Source organism: Clostridium sp. ZS2-4 (assembly GCF_026719745.1).
GTDB lineage: Bacteria > Bacillota > Clostridia > Clostridiales > Clostridiaceae > Clostridium_H.
This window is the reverse complement of the sequence record NZ_JAPPRQ010000132.1, coordinates 1-18,147: the sequence shown is the minus strand read 5'-3', so window position 1 is coordinate 18,147 and position 18,147 is coordinate 1. Positions and strand designations below refer to the sequence as shown.

Annotated in this window: 16 protein-coding genes; 5 read left to right on the top strand and 11 right to left on the bottom strand. The window is 27.4% G+C overall.

Annotated elements, in window-relative coordinates; translation table 11 throughout:
* Positions 1-18: 18 nt before the first annotated feature.
* The 6 genes from OIO11_RS15270 to OIO11_RS15250 all read right to left on the bottom strand — a co-directional run bounded on the left by OIO11_RS15270 (position 19) and on the right by OIO11_RS15250 (position 6,250).
* Positions 19-750: a GntR family transcriptional regulator gene (locus tag OIO11_RS15270; RefSeq protein WP_268072305.1), complete on the bottom strand. Its 732-nt coding sequence runs from the start codon at positions 748-750 to the stop codon at positions 19-21.
* 125 nt (positions 751-875) lie between these two features.
* Entirely contained in the window at positions 876-968 is a 93-nt protein-coding gene (locus tag OIO11_RS17290) for a DUF7916 family protein (RefSeq protein ID WP_442781313.1), read from the bottom strand.
* Positions 969-1,100: 132 nt separating this feature from the next.
* The gene (gene nagE / locus OIO11_RS15265; RefSeq protein WP_268072304.1) at positions 1,101-2,501 is read right to left on the bottom strand and encodes an N-acetylglucosamine-specific PTS transporter subunit IIBC; all 1,401 of its coding nucleotides are present in this window, start codon (positions 2,499-2,501) and stop codon (positions 1,101-1,103) included.
* A 232-nt stretch (positions 2,502-2,733) separates the two neighbouring features.
* Positions 2,734-3,573: a glucose PTS transporter transcription antiterminator GlcT gene (gene glcT / locus OIO11_RS15260; RefSeq protein ID WP_268072303.1), complete on the bottom strand. Its 840-nt coding sequence runs from the start codon at positions 3,571-3,573 to the stop codon at positions 2,734-2,736.
* 226 nt (positions 3,574-3,799) lie between these two features.
* Positions 3,800-4,282, bottom strand: a complete 483-nt coding sequence (locus OIO11_RS15255; RefSeq protein ID WP_268072302.1) for a PTS sugar transporter subunit IIA — start codon at positions 4,280-4,282, stop codon at positions 3,800-3,802.
* A gap of 123 nt (positions 4,283-4,405) precedes the next feature.
* Positions 4,406-6,250, bottom strand: a complete 1,845-nt coding sequence (locus tag OIO11_RS15250) for an AAA family ATPase (RefSeq protein WP_268072301.1) — start codon at positions 6,248-6,250, stop codon at positions 4,406-4,408.
* 281 nt (positions 6,251-6,531) lie between these two features.
* Here OIO11_RS15250 and OIO11_RS15245 point away from each other — a divergent pair, with 281 nt between their 5' ends.
* Positions 6,532-7,389, top strand: a complete 858-nt coding sequence (locus tag OIO11_RS15245; protein ID WP_268072300.1) for a mechanosensitive ion channel family protein — start codon at positions 6,532-6,534, stop codon at positions 7,387-7,389.
* A 61-nt stretch (positions 7,390-7,450) separates the two neighbouring features.
* Here the strand turns inward: OIO11_RS15245 and OIO11_RS15240 are convergent, their stop codons facing one another.
* Complete coding sequence (locus tag OIO11_RS15240; RefSeq protein WP_268072299.1) at positions 7,451-8,116, bottom strand: phosphatase PAP2 family protein; 666 nt, start codon at positions 8,114-8,116, stop codon at positions 7,451-7,453.
* Positions 8,117-8,428: 312 nt separating this feature from the next.
* Positions 8,429-9,811, bottom strand: coding sequence for a citrate/2-methylcitrate synthase (locus OIO11_RS15235; protein WP_442781312.1), 1,383 nt, complete (start codon positions 9,809-9,811; stop codon positions 8,429-8,431).
* Between the two features lie 482 nt (positions 9,812-10,293).
* Between OIO11_RS15235 and OIO11_RS15230 the strand changes: the two genes are divergently transcribed.
* The 3 genes from OIO11_RS15230 (at position 10,294) to ndk (ending at position 13,399) form a co-directional block, all read left to right on the top strand.
* Positions 10,294-11,724, top strand: a complete 1,431-nt coding sequence (locus OIO11_RS15230) for a cation:proton antiporter (protein ID WP_268072298.1) — start codon at positions 10,294-10,296, stop codon at positions 11,722-11,724.
* Positions 11,725-12,203: 479 nt separating this feature from the next.
* Positions 12,204-12,521, top strand: coding sequence for a thioredoxin (trxA, locus tag OIO11_RS15225; protein WP_268072297.1), 318 nt, complete (start codon positions 12,204-12,206; stop codon positions 12,519-12,521).
* A 479-nt stretch (positions 12,522-13,000) separates the two neighbouring features.
* Positions 13,001-13,399, top strand: coding sequence for a nucleoside-diphosphate kinase (gene ndk, locus OIO11_RS15220; RefSeq protein ID WP_268072296.1), 399 nt, complete (start codon positions 13,001-13,003; stop codon positions 13,397-13,399).
* Positions 13,400-13,434: 35 nt separating this feature from the next.
* On the opposite strand, the gene OIO11_RS15215 is transcribed toward ndk, so the two are convergent.
* Positions 13,435-13,992: a hypothetical protein gene (locus tag OIO11_RS15215; RefSeq protein WP_268072295.1), complete on the bottom strand. Its 558-nt coding sequence runs from the start codon at positions 13,990-13,992 to the stop codon at positions 13,435-13,437.
* Between the two features lie 66 nt (positions 13,993-14,058).
* Positions 14,059-15,258: a hypothetical protein gene (locus tag OIO11_RS15210; RefSeq protein WP_268072294.1), complete on the bottom strand. Its 1,200-nt coding sequence runs from the start codon at positions 15,256-15,258 to the stop codon at positions 14,059-14,061.
* A 306-nt stretch (positions 15,259-15,564) separates the two neighbouring features.
* Here OIO11_RS15210 and OIO11_RS15205 point away from each other — a divergent pair, with 306 nt between their 5' ends.
* Positions 15,565-16,509 carry an L-lactate dehydrogenase gene (locus OIO11_RS15205; RefSeq protein ID WP_268072345.1) on the top strand — a complete coding sequence of 315 codons (945 nt, stop codon included), beginning with the start codon at positions 15,565-15,567 and terminating at the stop codon, positions 16,507-16,509.
* A gap of 262 nt (positions 16,510-16,771) precedes the next feature.
* Here OIO11_RS15205 and OIO11_RS15200 read toward each other — a convergent pair whose 3' ends face one another.
* Positions 16,772-17,650, bottom strand: a complete 879-nt coding sequence (locus OIO11_RS15200; RefSeq protein ID WP_268072293.1) for an aldose 1-epimerase family protein — start codon at positions 17,648-17,650, stop codon at positions 16,772-16,774.
* Positions 17,651-18,147 lie beyond the last annotated feature (497 nt).

Below are 18,147 nucleotides of genomic sequence, written 5' to 3'. Positions count from 1 at the left end.
TTCTTTAACTAAATAATTTTATTTAAGTCTTATTTCATATTTATATTTATCGCATCTAAAAGTAGCTTTTGTATATTCCATAGCTGTTCCATCACTTAGATATGCAGTTCCTTTTACAAGCAAAGCTAAATCGTCATTTTCCAAATTTAACAGTTCTCCTTTATATTCATTTACCTTTATAGGCTCTATGGTTTGTTTTGTACTTTCAGGACAATAGCCATATTTTTCTTTCAAAACAACATATAGCGATTTACCTTCTAGCATTTCTCTAGTCAAATCTTCACATAATCTATACGGAATACAAACGTGCTCTACCCCAAAAGGCTCTTCCTCTACTATTCTTAATCTTTTTAGTTCTATAACCTTTTCATTTTCCATTAAATTTAGCTGTCTTCTATTTTCTAAAGTTGCATCTTTTACTTCAAAGGATAATATCTTTGTATAACTCTTAAGACCTCTCTTTACTAAAGCTTCAGTAAATCCTTTACTTAGCTCAGAAAGTGGTTGATTTATCTTTGGTTCTGAAACATAAGTTCCTTTACCCTGTTCTCTATAAAGTAAACCTTCATTTACAAGCGCCATTATTGCTTTTCTTGCAGTCATCCTGCTTATATTTTGAATTTCGCACAGCTCTCTTTCTGTAGGTATCAAATCTCCATGCTTTAATTCTTCATTTTCAATCATTTCTTGAAGTATTTCTTTTAATTGATAATACAAGGGAATTGGATTTTCTTTAGAAACCTTTCTCATTTTTCAATCCTCCAAACTACATGATAATATATTATTATATTGTTATGTTGTATATACCAATTTTACCATAATAAATAGCACTATTCAACAATATTTACATTTTTAGTTAGTGTTATTTATACTATCTATCTATTTATTGACCGTGCCATTCTAATATAAGTATGTCGTTTACCTCTTATTGCAATACTGTAATCCATGATATTTTCAGGTACTGCAATCTAACAACCTTTTCATAATTTGGCCTCCAACAAATTAATTACTCCCCTAATGAAGTCATATGTGTTAAAGCCAAGTATAAAACAACATATAAGTTTTCATACTTGGCTTAATTCTATTCTGTTTTATTTATACTATTTCATTAAAGCTTTCATATGAGTTACTAATGGATCTGCTGATGTACCTACAACTATTTGATAATTTTTTTCATTAAGCTTCATAACACCAGTAGCTCCAATTTCTTTTAATCTACCTTCTTGTATCTTTGAACCATCTTTAACTGTCAATCTTATTCTTGTTATGCAAGCTTCTATTACTTCTATATTTTCCTTATTTCCTACAGCATCTAATATTTCTGATGCTTTCTTTGTAAATCCAGTATTATTTAATTTTGATAAATTAGAAGTTCCTTCTCCTTCTCCTCTACCTGGAGTTGGAATATTGAATTTTTTTATTGCAAATAGGAATACAAAGTAATAAATAGCTGCAAATATTAAACCAACCACTAGCAATCCAACCGGTTTAGATGAAATTCCAAAGTTTAGAACATAATCTATTAATCCAGCTGAAAAACCGAACCCACATTTCATCCCCAACGCCGAAGTAACCGCAAGGGAAACACCTGTTAGCAATGCATGTATTAAATACAATGCTGGTGCTAAGAACATAAATACAAATTCTATAGGTTCAGTTATACCTGTTAAGAAAGATGTAAATGCTATACCTAAAAGCATACCTGTTACTGCTTTTCTATTTTCCTTCTTAGCTGTAGTAATCATAGCCAAGCATGCTGCTGGAAGCGCGAACATCATAATCGGGAAGAAACCTGTCATAAATGTTCCTGCAGTAGGGTCTCCAGCAAAGAATCTAGAAAGGTCACCAGTTACAACCTTACCTGCTTTATCTGTAAATGAGCCAAATTGGAACCAGAATAAAGAATTAACAACGTGATGTAATCCAAAAGGAATTAATAATCTGTTAAAAAATCCAAAGAAGAATGCTCCTATAGTTCCAGAACCAGCTACAGCATTACCAGCTGCATTTATTCCATTTTGAATTACTGGCCATACATATCCACATATAACACCTAAAATTAAAGTATAAATTGAAGTAATAATAGGTACAAAACGCTTACCACCAAAGAATCCTAAGAAGTCTGGAACCTTAATTGCTTTATACTTGTTATAAAGATGAGCTGCTAAAATACCTACTATGATACCAGCAAGAACTCCCATGTTGATCTTGTCGTTAAAAGTAGTAGCTACTTTAGTTAATACAAAATAACCAACACTAGCTGCCAGTGCCGAAATTCCATTGTTTTCTTCTGCAAGTCCTACTGCTATACCAATAGCGAATATAAGTGCCAAATTACCAAAGATAGCGTCACCTGCCGCTGCCATCCATTTAATATTAAAAACATCTGGCTGCCCTAATCTTAATAGTAATCCTGCTGCAGGCAATACAGCAACTGGAGTCATAAGTGCTTTACCCAGTCTTTGTAGCTTTGACAATAGTCCACCTTTTGACTTTTCCATAATTTTACCCCCCTAAAATAATGTATAATTGCATATATTATAATTCCATGTATTAAACATAGAATTATTAACCTAGTATTAAAATTTTAAAACAAAAAAGAGCCGAAAAGGTTAACCCTTTCCAGCTCTTGCCCATTCATTTTTATGGTGACACACTGAAAAAACAATTGAAAACGTTTATTTAATTTTATATTTTCAGTATATTATATATATAATGTATTGTCAATACTCTTTAGGAAGCATTTTTTAGTTTTTCTATATGAATACATATATATCCTATTTCATCCTCAACAACCTCTATGTTTAAATCTCTTTCTATAATCTTTGCAACCTTTTTAGCAAGTTTATATGACTGCTTATACTGTTTTTTTATAGCACTCAGTAATTCATTCTTTATTGGATTATCTGAAAGTATTCTCTCTATGGCAAATCTAATATGAGTTAAAAATCTAGCATAATCCAAAGATTGTCTATCTATATATATATCTAAACTGTCTTCTATAAATTCAACTATAGAATTACACAAAAATGCATATTTTATTGTATTTGAAAGATTTCCTTTATTTCTAGCAGAATGAATATGCAGTGTTATAAAACCTATTTCTCCATCAGGTACTTTTAAGCCTGTTCGTTTCTCTATAATTCTAACTGCCTTTTCTGCTATTTGAAACTCATTCTTATATAAAGTCTCTGTTTCAATTAGAAAAGGATTTATTATTTCATCATCCTTCTCTAGTCTTTTTAAAGTATAAGCTATATGATCAGTAAGAGATATGTGTATTTTTTCATTTAATTCTTCCTTTAACTCATCACTTATCATAGAAATAATCTCCTCACACATTCCCACAACATCTTCATCTACATTAGTCAACAACTGATTAAACCTACTGAAGTTATCCTCTTCTCTTATAACAAAAACCTTTTCAATTGAAGTATCTCCTGAAATAATATCTCCCGTTTTTTTCCCAAAGCCTAATCCCTTTTTTATTATTATTTTTTCCTTATCATTCTGAGATACCAATATTACATTATTATTAAATACTTTGTTAACTTTGTAATCATAGCTTTCCATATCTCTATAACCACCTTTAAATTTCTGTAAAATTTGGTAAATAAACCAAAAGAACTGAAAAGGTCATCCTTCTCAGTTCTTGCCTATACAGTAACACACTGATCATTAGTAAAATGCTATTTTATATTACTTTCATTTTAATTCATCTAAAGTTATGTGTCAATATAAACGCATTTCCCTTATATCTATATCATATTATACTAAGAACAATTCATAAATATACTAATTATTTCTTAGTTTTATAAGTTACAACTACATCTACTCCTGCTCTTACATCTTTATCAACACTAAAATTTAGTTCATCAACAATTTCCATATTAGTTATTAGGACTGGTGTAATCAAAGAACATCCTTTTTCTTGAATTGCTTGTCTATCTATTTTTATTATTGGATCTCCAGCCTTTACCCTTATTCCTTCTTCAGCTATTCTTTCAAAGCCATAACCATCTAACTCTACAGTATCCAGCCCTATATGCACTAATATTTCTGCTCCATTTTCTAAAACTACTGCAAAAGCATGATTTGTCTTGAAAATCATTTTTAAGACTCCGTCTGCTGGTGCCACTATTGTATCTCCTGTTGAATCCATAGCAATTCCATCTCCTACTAATCTTTGAGAAAAAACCTCATCAGGCACCTTAGATAAGTCTATAACCTTTCCATCCATTGGTGCAATAAGTTTAAATGACTTTTTAAAGAATCCAAACATGTATATATTCCTCCCATATATTTATGCTTTATTATTTTTTTCAACAAAAAAGGCATGAGTTTACACAACTCATGCCTGATTTAACAGTTACACGTCACAAATAATTATAAATCCGATTATTATTTATGTCAATATGTTGTTGAAGAATTTATCATATTTTCTATTTGCAATATTTATTATACATAAGTTATTGGTACACCTGGTTATTCCTGTATAAATAAGTTCATCAGATGTATTCTCAGTATTATCAATAATCAATATTAGATTATCTATTTCTAAACCTTTAAAATCTTCAATAGCAGCTAACTTTATTTTACTGCTTTGTATTTTGAAATTGTATTTTCTACTTTCTCTAATTCTCTTGATTTCTCTTTTTAATAACTTATTATACTTACTTTCCTCTATTATATTTTCAAAATTATTCACTAGTCCTTCTTTTACTTTATTGTATTCTTCTTCAGATTCAAAGGCAATTTCTGTTTCAAAATCTCCTTCTATTCTTATATATGAATCCAACTTTTTTAATTTTTCTATAGATGTACCTATAATGCATACTTCATCACTCTTTATATCATTTTTTGATATTATAGAGTATATCTTCTTAAAACTTTCATCTAAATCAAATCTTTCAAAGTAAAAATACTCTATTATTCCAACATCATCCCACATAGTCCTCTGTATATTAAAAGTATTTATATCATCAAGATTATATTTTGATGATAAGAATTTTTTCTGAAATTTAATTGCAAGGGCAGCTAACTTCATTGGGAGTCTGAAAGATTGTTCTAATACATTCCACGCTCCCATAACATTAGTTTGAGAAGTTTTATTTTCTTCAAGTCTTCTCATATAAATATTTTGCTTTTCATCCCCAAATACAACATATTCTCCTCCTTCCTTTAAAAAATATTTTTTTACAACCCTAAGCCACTCTAATTTATAATCCTGTATTTCATCAATAAATATAGCATCATATTTCTCTATTCTTTCCTTTGCAGCCTCAAGATAGTTAGTAAGCTCTTGGCAGCCAAAATTACTATCCCAATTAAAAGGTATTGCTAAATTATTTAATTGAAATTTTATAAATCTATGATAGTTATTTATTTCAAAATCTGCTGGATTAAATTCTTCTCTAATAGAATTTATCTTTCTATAAATATAATTCTTTAAAGTTTCATTATTCATTAAAATTAAAATCTTATTTTTTGTTCTTATATTTGCATTTACTGCTCTCTGCGCTAAAACTAAAGTTTTTCCTGAACCAGCTACACCTTTAATTTTTTTACTTCCACCTCTACTTTTCATCAACTTAATTTGCTTATTGCTATAATTAATATTTCTACCACAACTTCTTGTATGTACATTAGGTCTCAACAATTTCTTAATACTTTTATATGTTTTGTCATCAAATATTTTTGCAAAACCACACTTCCCATCCATATGGGTTCTAACTAAAAATTCATTAAAGCTTTCACCATTAAGTGAGTCTTCTCCAATAATCTCAATTTCTTTATATTCACTGGATTTATTAGCTAATTTCTTTTTTACACTATAAACATTTTCTTTATGAAAGTATACACCACTCTGTACTAAATTATAAATACCAGTATTATATACACTCTTTTTTAGCAAGCTCTCACTATGTAAGTCGTATAAGTTATTTTTATATTCTTCTACTTGCCTAAATGGAGATTTAAAAACATTAAAATCTTTTTTCTTTCTAAAATTGCCACTTTCGTCTACATAATAATCCTCCAACTTCCACTCTTTTATTCCCAATATAACAATACCGTATTTTTCTCTAACTACTACAATCTGAGGCTTGTCTCCATTTATATTTGGCTTAAAGTATACTTCATATTCATCATTAAGTTCTTTATTTAAAAATTCTAATAAAACTTTTTCACCTTCTGTTATTTTCATTTTCTTATTTTTCATCTCTTCTAAACTTGGAAATAATTTAGCCAAAGTACCACCTCGAATATACAATATTTTACATCTTTAAGAATATTTTATCATATTTATAATATATTTAAAATCTTTGCTCTTTAAACATACGACGTTTATATCATACTATCCTATAATTTAATCATTCTTCTATTAATATTTAAATTAAGGACTATAAATTGAAGATAATTTTTAGTAAAATAATACATATGTTTACTTCCAAAATAAATACATAAATAAAATTTGGCATGTAAGCATGTATCTTTTATTTATCTAGAAACTTAAGGAAAGGATTTGAAAAATTGAGTAATTTTTTATTAAAATTAGGATTGCACTTTCAAACCGTAAGTGTTTTAATTAAGCTTATGATAACAATAGGTTTATTTATTTTACTTCATTTACTTAACAAAAGCATATTTCATTTCATTGATAAAATAAATTTGACCTCCCAGCAAACAATTAAAAATAAAAAGATATTATCTGTAATTAATAAAATAATTTTTGTATTGTTGATAGTTCCTGTATGGATATATGAATCCAAAGATATCCTTACTTTTCTTGGATTATTCTCTGCCGGTTTAGCCTTTGCTTTCAAAGATCTTGTATCAAATTTTCTTGGATGGGTAATTATAAACTCACATAAACCATTTCAGGTTGGCGACAGAATTAAAATTGAAGATAGTATTGGAGATGTGTTAGAAATAGATTGGTTTCATACTACTATTATTGAAGTTACACAAACCAATAAAACTTACGGTCAGAGTACAGGAAGACTCGTATATATTCCTAATATTAAAGCACTTTCCTTTGAAATAATAAATGAAACAAATACTTTTCCTTATACATGGAATGAACTTGAAATTACCCTTACTCTAGACAGTAATTGGCAAAAAGCCAAAAATTTAATAATGAGTATTACAGAACACCACTTAGGTAATATAGAAGAAGAAGCCAAACTTTCTTTAGATATAGCTTCTAAAACTCATCCTATTTACTATCAAAATCTTTCACACACAATTTATACTTCTATTGATATTGGAAAAATAATTTTAACCTTAAGATTTATTTGCAGATCCAGAAATTTTAGAAATTTAGAACATAATATTACAGAAAGTATACTTATAGAATTTGAAAAACATAATGATATTAATTTATTATAATTAAAACAACCCTATTAAAATACCTGTGTCTATTGAAAGGCACAGGTATTTTAATAGGGTTTTAGTTTTCTAATTCCTTTTTCATAGTCAGCGATGAGAATAGTTTTTTTCCCAATACGTCTACCCCCTGTGGACATATTGCACTAACCACTTTCACAATAATTTCGCCAATTATTATAGCAAATATAACATCCATAGCCACATGTTGTTTAACAAACATGGTAGACACTATTATTAAAACTCCAGTAATATTTACAGGCAAAGTAATTTTTCTATTACTTTCAACTTCACTTATTCCTTTCATAACAAAATAAGTAGTTAATACATGCAGACTTGGAAAACAATTATAAGGTTTATCATTTTTATAAACTATCTCCACTATCTTTGTAAGAATATCATCTTCTACAAAAGCAGGTCTCACAATAGTTGTCTGGAAAAAATAAAATATAATATAACTCACTACAAATCCTATACTTAAACAGAATAAAGTTTTATAATAAATCTTAGTATTTTTTAAACATAGATATACTAATACCAAAAATATAAAAGGATACCATATTACATAAGGTATAATAAAACTCTTTGTAAAAGGAATTAATGTATCTATCTTAGTCTCTAAACTATAAACTCCTCTACTATCATTATTTAATATTCCATAAAAAATATTTAAAATTGGAATTATTAACATAAGACTTATTGGAATTATATTTTTCTTTAATTTCTTCATAATGCATTCCCCTCTTTCTTTATATTTCAGAATAACAAAATCTTTTCTTCTTATAAAAAAGATAATTAATTTCACATTCTCATAATTATAATTTTAAATTAAATATCTTAAAAAATACTTAATTATAAACCTTAATATATTCTTAAATTTTTATTTTAAAAAACATTATTATAAATAGACTATACAGATACTTTCTCAATATTATTATATAAAATAATATTGAATTCTATTTAATTTAAAAAATACACTATATTTTATAATTAATATGCTAAAGATAAAAAAACCTAGAAGTTTATAAACTTCTAGGTTTTTTTATCTTTCCTTAAAAGGAGTATATTGGCATTTTTCTTTAATATTCTTATATGCAGGTCTTATAATTTTACTTTCACTTACCACTTGTTCTATTCTATGAGCACACCAGCCTGACATTCTGGCTACCGCAAATAATGGTGTATATAGCTCACTTGGAATATTTAACATATCATATACTAATCCTGAATACAAATCTACATTTGCACAAATATCTTCTCTTCCTTTTAATTCTCTAAATATCCTAATAGCTATCTCTTCTATATTTTTATATAGATTAAATTCTTCTATCCTATTCTTCTCTTTTGCCAATTCTAAAGCTTTTTCCTTAAGCATTACAGCTCTTGGATCAGAAAGAGTATAAATTGCATGACCTATACCATATATTAATCCTGATCTGTCAAAAGCTTCTTTCTTCAATATCTTTATCAGATAATCTTCTAGCTCATTAACATTTTCCCAATTCTCAACATTTTCTTTTATATTTTCTATCATGTTCATAACTTTAATATTAGCTCCACCATGCTTTGGACCCTTTAGAGCTCCAACTGCAGCAGCCAATGCTGAATAAGTATCTGTTCCTGTTGAAGATACAACATGAGTTGCAAAAGTTGAGTTATTACCTCCACCATGTTCAGCATGTAATATTAGTGCTAAATCTAAAAGTTCAGCTTCTGTTCTAGTATATTGATTATCAGGTCTTATAAGATGAAGTATATTTTCAGCTGTGCTAAGCTCAGCTTTAGGTGAATGTATAAACAAACTCTTATTATCATAATAATGAGCCTTAGCTTGATATCCATAAGCTATCATTGTTGGAACTCTGGAAATTAATTCTATACTCTGTCTTAATATATTGTTTATACTTGTCTCATCAGGATTACTATCAAAGGAATACGAAACAAGTATACTTCGTTCTAGCTTGTTCATTATATTATTACTAGGAAACTTTAAAATCATATCCTCTATAAACCCATCTGGTAAGCCTCTCAATTCTCCTAAAAGATATTTAAACTCTTCTAACCTGTCCTTGTTAGGCAATTCTCCAAAAATAAGTAAGTAACATACTTCTTCAAATCCAAATCGTTTATTTTCATAACAATCCTTTACAATTTCTTTTACATCTATACCTCTGTAAGTCAACATACCTTTATCTGGAATTTTTTCTCCATTCTCCATTGTATATCCATGAACATTACCGACTTCCGTTAGTCCTACTAAAACACCTGTGCCATTTTCGTTTCTAAGCCCTCTTTTAACATCGTATTTTTTATAGAACTGTGAATCAATAACATTATTCTTTTCAGCCAAATCTGTTAATTCATTTAAAATATTTTCCGCAAATACATTATTGATAAGTATACTATCTCTAAAATTATTAATCACTATTAGTCAGCCCCCCATAAAATAAATAGTTGATTTAATATATTTTACCACATAGAAGGTTATTATTAAATAGAAATTTGTGTAAAATTGCATAATTTGTTTTTAATTATTTCATTCAAATATATAAACCTTTTATATCACCTGTTAAAAAACTCTTTACCCATCCCCCTTTAATCCTTTTATTTTTGCAAAACTCCACTGTAATTTTTAATTTAAAATGTATCTTATTTCCTAATAATGATTTTTTGAATTTTTTTTAACTTTGCAATTATTTTATTTGAAATTTCATTTCTTTTTTAAATATCCTCTCAATATATATCAACTATTCCTATTGAACAGAGTATATACTTTTAATATATCTATATTTTTTGTTTACATTAATTTAATTTTAATTTAAAATTTATTTATTAAACTATAATTAAACAAAATTATATAAACATATATAATTTTGAAAATTTTTTAAAAGATTGGATGTGTGCTTTATGACAGAAACTATAAATTACGATTCATTGTTAATCTTAGCGATTTTTGCATTTATAACCCCCATTTTTATAAACAGTATCAAGAAATTCAAAATTCCGTTTGTTGTAGGTGAAATTTTTATAGGGATTATAATAGGGAAAAGCTTTTTAAATCTCGTGCATGAAGACGTATGGATAAGTTTTTTATCACACCTTGGACTTGCTTATCTTATGTTTTTAAGTGGACTTGAAATTGACATTGATAGAGTTAAATTTGGAAAAGAAAAAAAGAAAGCTCTATTTCGTATACTTATGTGCTTTGGAATGTTTGGAGTTTCCTTATTGATTTCCTATTTACTATCACTTACCTTATATAAGATAGGTATTATTAACAATATTTTATTTATAACTTTTTTATTCACGGCTGCTGCACCTGGACTTATTGTTCCATTTTTAAAAGAACGAGGAATACTCAATACAGAATATGGGCAAACCTTACTAATATACACTATAATCTGTGAATTTGTGTGTTTGATAGCTCTTACACTTATTTCCTCCACTATTACACAAGGCTTAACATATAGAAACTTCTTGTTCATATTATTGTTTATAGTAGCATTTATTATATTTAAATTTATTGAAAAAACATCACATATATTTGATTTTTCATCTTCGTTTTTTTCAAATTTGCATATAGGCGTTCGTGCTGCATTTGCATTAATGCTAATACTTGTAACTATTTCGGATAAAATTGGAACTGAAATCATATTAGGCTCTTTCCTTGCAGGGGTAATTTTTACATTTATACTTGATAAGCAAAAAGAAGAATTAAAATATGAATTAGATATACTTGGATATGGATTCCTAATTCCAATATTCTTTATAATGGTTGGTGTCACTCTTGATTTAACCTCCATATTAAAAGATCCAAAGGCTCTTTTAAATATACCAATATTTTTACTTGTACTATTTACAGTAAAGCTAATATCAGCTTTACTTATGAATTTTATGTTCAGCTTTAATAAAGCTATATCTGGAGCTTTTATACTTTCTGCTCAGCTAAGTTTATTAATAGTCGGTGCACAAATGGCATATAATCTAAATATAATTAGCAGCTCAGATTACTCAGCTTTTATACTTACAACAGTTATATCCTGCATCCTATTTCCTCTATGCTTTGATGCAATGTTTAAACACGATAACATTAAACCTATTGAAAATTCATCACTTAATAAAATTTGCATTATGGAAATAATTCCAATGAACGAAGATCTGTTTAATAAATCATTAAAAGAAATTAATTTTCCACACAAGTTTAGAGTTTTTATGTTAGTAAGAGAGAATGTTGAAATATTGCCCGTAGCTGACACTAAAATTTTAAAAGGAGATAGGCTTATTATAGCTGGTCTAGCTGATAAATCCGCAGAAATAGTAAAGCTGTTAAATGGTTAACATTTAACAACTTTATTATACCTATGGATAATAAAAATAAGTATATAAAAATTCAATTTGGGCATCATAAACATTGTCAAAGGGTTTCAAAATTATTTAACTAAAAATATTAAGATTTTAATTTTTATTAATCTTAATAAAAATTGTGTAAATAAGCCCAAAGTATTGTAATGATTCTAAAGATACTGGAGGTGTTTGGCTTGCACAGTCTCATTGATTTTTAAAAAATTTCACATGAGTTAAATATTTTATTTCTAAGATGTAGTGTATAAATTACATTGGTTAAATAAAGTATTTTTTAATTTAGGTTATAATTTTGAACTCTTGATTTTGTAAAGAGGGGCTATCTAAAAATGATTTAGAAATCATTACAAAAGGTAGCTCCTTTTCTTTGTTTCACTTTATTAAAATTTTTTTGCACAAATCACCTCTTCGCAGCATACCCTGTAAGGGTATTAAAATGTTTGGAGGTGTTTATTATGGTAAAAGAAGTAACAGATACAACCTTTACAAGCGAATTAAACTCTGAAGAATCTATTGTTGTTGTAGATTTTTGGGCTCCTTGGTGTGGTCCTTGTAGAATGCTGTCACCTATCATGGAACAATTATCTAGCGAATTAGTATCTAAAGTTAAATTTATAAAAATCAATGTAGATTCAAGTCCTCTTTTGGCTAAAAAATTCAGAATATCAAGTATACCTACAATAATGATATTTAAGGAAGGTAAACTAAAGAAAACTATAATTGGCTCCACTCCAAAGAATGAATTAATACGCACTATAAAAAAATTTTTGTAGAATAATGAGTGTTAGAATTACCACTTATGAAATAAATAAAATTTGATAAAAATTAATTATATAAATTTCATAAGTATTAAATAAAAAATACTGTAAAAAATACTAAAGAATACTTTTATAAGCGAGGGATATATATGGCAAAAAAAGGTATGAAACGACCATCACCAAAAGAAAATCAGAAAGGTCAAACTAATCAAAGAATCATAAGAAATCATCCTAACGCAGTTCCTGAAACAAAAGATTAACTATAAAATCTCTCTAATAAAATTATTTTGTTAGAGAGATTTTATAGCCATAAAGTTTAATAAAAACATCAATGAAATTAGTAATATGTTTCTTGACAATATATTACTTTTATAATAAAATTTTAAACACAATAATTTTCTGAATTTTCACACTTCACCACGCCCCAGTTATCCATATATTAAATTGTAAACCTTAATATATTTGTATTAATAATAAAGGAAGGTAATAAATCTATGGAAAGAACTCTTGTACTTATAAAACCTGATGCTGTTGAAAGAAATAACATAGGTAACATTCTTACTTTTTATGAAAAAAAAGACTTAAAAATAACTGCATTAAAAATGCTAATAGCTAGTGAAGACATAGCTCGACTTCACTATAAATCACATGAAGATAAACCATTCTTTCAGGAATTAATAAATTATATAACAAGAAGTCCTCTATGCGCCCTTATCTTGGCGGGAGAAAATGCTATTGAAAAAGTAAGAAAACTAAACGGTAATACTGATCCCGCAAAAGCAGAAAAAAACACTATAAGAGGAAATTTGGGTATTTCTAAAACTGAAAATTCAGTTCATGCCTCAGATAGTATAGAAACTGCTGAAAAAGAAATAAATATTTGGTTTAAATAATGTTTTAAATAGCAGGTATATAACCTCTATGCTATCTACCTGCTATTTTTTATGCTATTAACAATGTTATCAACACAAGTTTCATTCATATAATAATTTATACAATCCCTTAAATCATTAGCCCTTTTATTTTTAAAATCTTTTAAAAAAGATTTTAATATTTTTTCTTGCCTAAACTCAGGAGCAATACCATATTCCTCTGATAATTTATTTATTTTACTTTCCAGATAATATATATTACTTTCACATTTTCTAACCTTATATCTAAATATTATGGATTTTAAGAAACATTGATATATAAGTATAATCAATGCAACTATTATCCATCCTATCAAAATCTTATTAGAAAGTATGACTAAATTTTTTCTATCTATTCCTTTATTGATAATTAAACTGGCTACAGCAGTAACACCTTGATATTTATGCGGAAACACAAGCATTACTGGACATATGAAAATTAAAAGTAATAGTGTACTCTTTACAACTTTTTCATTAGGATTTTTATATTTTTTTATTTTTTTATTTTCTATATCTCTTTTTTCTACTAGCCCCTTTAGTTCTTCAATTCCATAAATTAAATTCTCTACTTCCATAATTCCTCCTTTTGTTATTATTAATCTATGGTATATTTATATTTCAAGTATTACGTTTAAATTCGTTTACTTATAATTTTTATTAAAATAAATATAGTGTAAATATATAAGTCTAAGTGGATTACTTATATATTTATATAAATATTGCCTTCTTTTATTTTCAAGTTTTGTTATTATATTATCCAAATAAATAATCTGATCTTTATCAGATAATTTTTCATAAAACTTATATTCTTCTTCTATTTTTATTATATAGTCCAATCTTGACAAATCCTTGTGCTGAATATAATAATTTAGTGCATATACCCATAGATAGAGATGAGCGCATATAATTCCCCAACTGTCAAAATCCAATTTTTCCTTTATTCCATACTGAATATATTTAGTTTGAAAATCCAAAAATCTTTTTGAATAGCCTGTAAAGTTATCTTGCAAATCATAAATAGATAGATAATAAAGTTCTTGGAGTATATCCCCCATTACTTTTTCTATACTTATAGGCTGTATTTTCTTTATATAAAATTCTTCATTCATACTCATTTTCATATACTCAGCTACTTTTATTAAAACCTCCTTATTCCCACATGTTGTTATCATATGAAACATGTCATACGCATTTTTGTATAATTTATCTTTTTTAAATTTTTCTATACCTATAGAATTTACCGCGAAAGTTACAATTTTAGATGTAATCGTCGCATAATTATCTACTATGATAGGTGTATAATTCAAATCTAATCCTAAAATTTTTCCATTTTTTAGAGAAGTAGTATGAAGTTTTTTTATGTTTACATGCAGAAAATCTATCTTCAGGCTTTCTTCCTTTGATTTTCTATTTTTCTTGAATATAAAAGGAAGTTTAATAAGAAAAGTTGTAATTGGCAAGGTTTTTCCAGATATAATTACACTCTTTGGTATATATTCATTTGCTTTCATATGAATTTTATTAGAATTAAACTCTTTTTCTATGCTCTTCATCTCTTTTCTCAGCTGTTTTGGACTTAAATCTGTATATAAATCTAAATCTTCTGTACATCTTTGCACATTTAAAGGAAGATACAGCTGCGTAGAAGCTCCTCCCTTTAAAACAACTCTACCTTTTAGCCTTTTCTGAATTTGAGAATGAAGTTCATAAATCCATATTTGTCTTTCAATCACTCTTTTTGGTATTCCATAATAGCTAGCCTTGTTTGCGATATATTGTTCTGTAAATTTATAATAATCATGAATAAAGAAACCTTTTTTTCTCTTATTTATGATGTTCACCTTCCTTCAGTATATCTATATTTTAGCCACTTATTGCTTTTATAGTCTTATTATATGTAAATTGTATACCAACACTTAAAATATTCCAACAAGTACTTCAATGAATTTTTAAAGTTAAAAAATTCACACTCCTATGCCTTAGCTGTACAAAGAATATGATAATTAAAACAGTATAAAAAATATAATAAAGAAAAAACTAAAGAAGAAAACATTGCATCTTTATATTTATAATAATTATCATTGAATATGTAATATCTAAAATAATATTATACTACTATTTCTCATATTGGAGGACATCATATGAATATAAGAAAAAAAACTAAAATATCAATAATCGGAGCGGGTTTTGTTGGCGCGACAACCGCATATGCCTTAATGATGAGCGGTTTTGCTTCTGAAATTGTAATTGTTGATATAAATAAAGATAAAGCCGTTGGAGAAGCACTGGATTTAGCCCATGGAGTTTCCTTTGTGAACCCTGTAAATATATACCCAGGTAATTATACTGATCTAAAAAATTCAGATATAATAATAATTACTGCTGGTGCCGCTCAAAAGCCTGGAGAAACTAGACTGGATCTGGTAAATAGAAACTTTAACATATTTAAAACTATAATTCCTGAAATTACAAAATACAGTCCAAACTCTATACTCCTTGTAGTCTCTAATCCTGTAGATGTATTAACATATATAACTTATAAACTATCAGGTTTTCCAAAAGAAAGAGTTATCGGTTCAGGTACAGTTCTTGATACCTCCAGATTCAAATATCTCTTAAGTGAACATTTTGATATTGATCCCAGAAATATTCATACCTATATAATGGGTGAACATGGGGATTCTGAAATTGCAACATGGAGTTTAACCTCTGTTGCAGGAATGAATGTAAACACATACTGCTCAAAGGTATGCAGCAAATGCAAAGGTCTTTCCAAATATAAAATATTAGAAGATGTAAAAGAAGCTGCATATGAAGTCATAGAGAAAAAAGGGGCAACTTACTTTGCAATAGGTTTAGCAATTACAAGAATAGTTGAGGCTATTTTAAGAGATGAAAATTCAATTTTGACAGTATCCACTCTTCTTGAAGGTCAATATGGAATTAATGATATTTATCTTGGTGCACCTTCAATAGTAGGTGCCTCTGGAATTAAAAAGATTCTAGAAGTTCCTTTAAATAACGAAGAACTACAACAATTGATGTTATCTGCTAACACAATAAAAGAATATACAAATAAATTAAGCTTTTAATTAAATTCAACTAAAAAGAATGTTGCGACACAACATTCTTTTATTCCCCAGTAGCCAATCACCAATCCCCAGCGTAAAGAAAAAAGATAAAAGCAATTAAGAACAATTAGATAAAAATAAATTAAAATAGACTTAAAGATAGATTATATCTACTTTAAGTCTATTTTGTTTTATTTTAATTTTAGTTTTGCATTAGCAAAACGTCATTGTCTGGTGACTGGGGATTGGCGACTGGTTACTAGAATAAAATTGCTTCACAATTTTATTCTACTATGATGCAGTGTTTACATTCAAATTCTTCTTCTACTCCTAGCTTCATTATTCCTTCTTTTTCCCTAAAGTCTCCATCAAAATCTATGAAATCAGCATGTCCATACCATGGTTCTATGCATACAAAAGGTGCTCCAAATGATTGAGACCATACTCCTAGATAAGGAAATCCTTTAAAATCTACTGTAATGACTTTATTGTTTTTATTGTTCTTTAAAGATATTCTATTGGATTTTAAATTTTTAAACACTAAAGCATCATCTTTAAATAATTCTTTTTTTAGTGATATCTTACTTTCATTTTTTAGTAATTCTTCACTCTCTCCAGTATATAACCCAACTTTAGCATCTATTAATTCCCTATTTACTGTCTCCTTTTCACTAAACTCTAAATAATAATCTTCCATAGTTTCACCTTCCATCAATGGACAATTGAATCCAGGATGTGCACCTATTGAAAAGAAAACATCCTTATCATCTATGTTTCTAACTCTATATATTATCTCTAAACTATTTTCTATTAATATGTATTCCACATCAAGCTGAAATTTATATGGATACCTTTCTAAAGTTTCTTCATTACTTGTTAATCTATATGTAATCCTATCATCTTTCTCTTCAATCAAAGTAAAGTCACAATTTCTTACAAACCCATGCTGATTTAAATTAAACACTTTATCTTCAATTCTATATTGATTATTTTTAACCTTACCTACTATAGGGAATAATATAGGAGAATGTCTTCCCCAATATTTTGGATCTGCAGTCCATAAATATTCTATATTATCTTTTTTCCCTTTGATGCTTGTCAACTGAGCACCCATGTTTTCTATTGAAACCTCTAAAATTTCATTTTCTAATTTTAAAATCATTTTCATTCCTCCCATTTCCTTTTATTTAACATATTATTGTGTTTTTTGTTAATTTACAAATATTCTCATACGCTCTATCGTTTAATATGCGCTAATTTCATTACATTTTATCCCATATAATCATTTTTTCTCAATTTTTGTTTAAATATAAATATTTAAGACAAATCAAAAACCTTCTTCTAAGAAAGAATCTCTTAAAAGAAGGTTTTTGTTAAAATTATATAAGTAACATGTCTTCCTTAAAATATAGAATAGGTATTATAAACAAACTAATTACCTAAGTTTCGTACAAATATAAAACTTATATTTGTACATAATTACCTGTTATTATTATCTATAATATTTCTTCGACTTCCAATCTTTTAGGCGGAGCCTGCTGGAATAATATACTAAATTTAAAAAATGCAATACTAAAAACAGTTAAATTTTAATTTCTAAATTTGGATTATATTGCATTGGGTAAGTGCTTGTTGATCTCAGATGTTAAAAGTAAGTTG

Excerpts from the sequence above, each read along its gene's own strand:
- OIO11_RS15270 (WP_268072305.1), bottom strand. The coding sequence starts at position 750 with ATGAGAAAGGTTTCTAAAGAAAATCCAATTCCCTTGTATTATCAATTA.
- nagE (WP_268072304.1), bottom strand. The coding sequence starts at position 2,501 with ATGGAAAAGTCAAAAGGTGGACTATTGTCAAAGCTACAAAGACTGGGT.
- glcT (WP_268072303.1), bottom strand. The coding sequence starts at position 3,573 with ATGGAAAGCTATGATTACAAAGTTAACAAAGTATTTAATAATAATGTA.
- OIO11_RS15255 (WP_268072302.1), bottom strand. The coding sequence starts at position 4,282 with ATGTTTGGATTCTTTAAAAAGTCATTTAAACTTATTGCACCAATGGAT.
- OIO11_RS15240 (WP_268072299.1), bottom strand. The coding sequence starts at position 8,116 with ATGAAGAAATTAAAGAAAAATATAATTCCAATAAGTCTTATGTTAATA.
- OIO11_RS15230 (WP_268072298.1), top strand. The coding sequence starts at position 10,294 with ATGACAGAAACTATAAATTACGATTCATTGTTAATCTTAGCGATTTTT.
- trxA (WP_268072297.1), top strand. The coding sequence starts at position 12,204 with ATGGTAAAAGAAGTAACAGATACAACCTTTACAAGCGAATTAAACTCT.
- ndk (WP_268072296.1), top strand. The coding sequence starts at position 13,001 with ATGGAAAGAACTCTTGTACTTATAAAACCTGATGCTGTTGAAAGAAAT.
- OIO11_RS15215 (WP_268072295.1), bottom strand. The coding sequence starts at position 13,992 with ATGGAAGTAGAGAATTTAATTTATGGAATTGAAGAACTAAAGGGGCTA.
- OIO11_RS15200 (WP_268072293.1), bottom strand. The coding sequence starts at position 17,650 with ATGATTTTAAAATTAGAAAATGAAATTTTAGAGGTTTCAATAGAAAAC.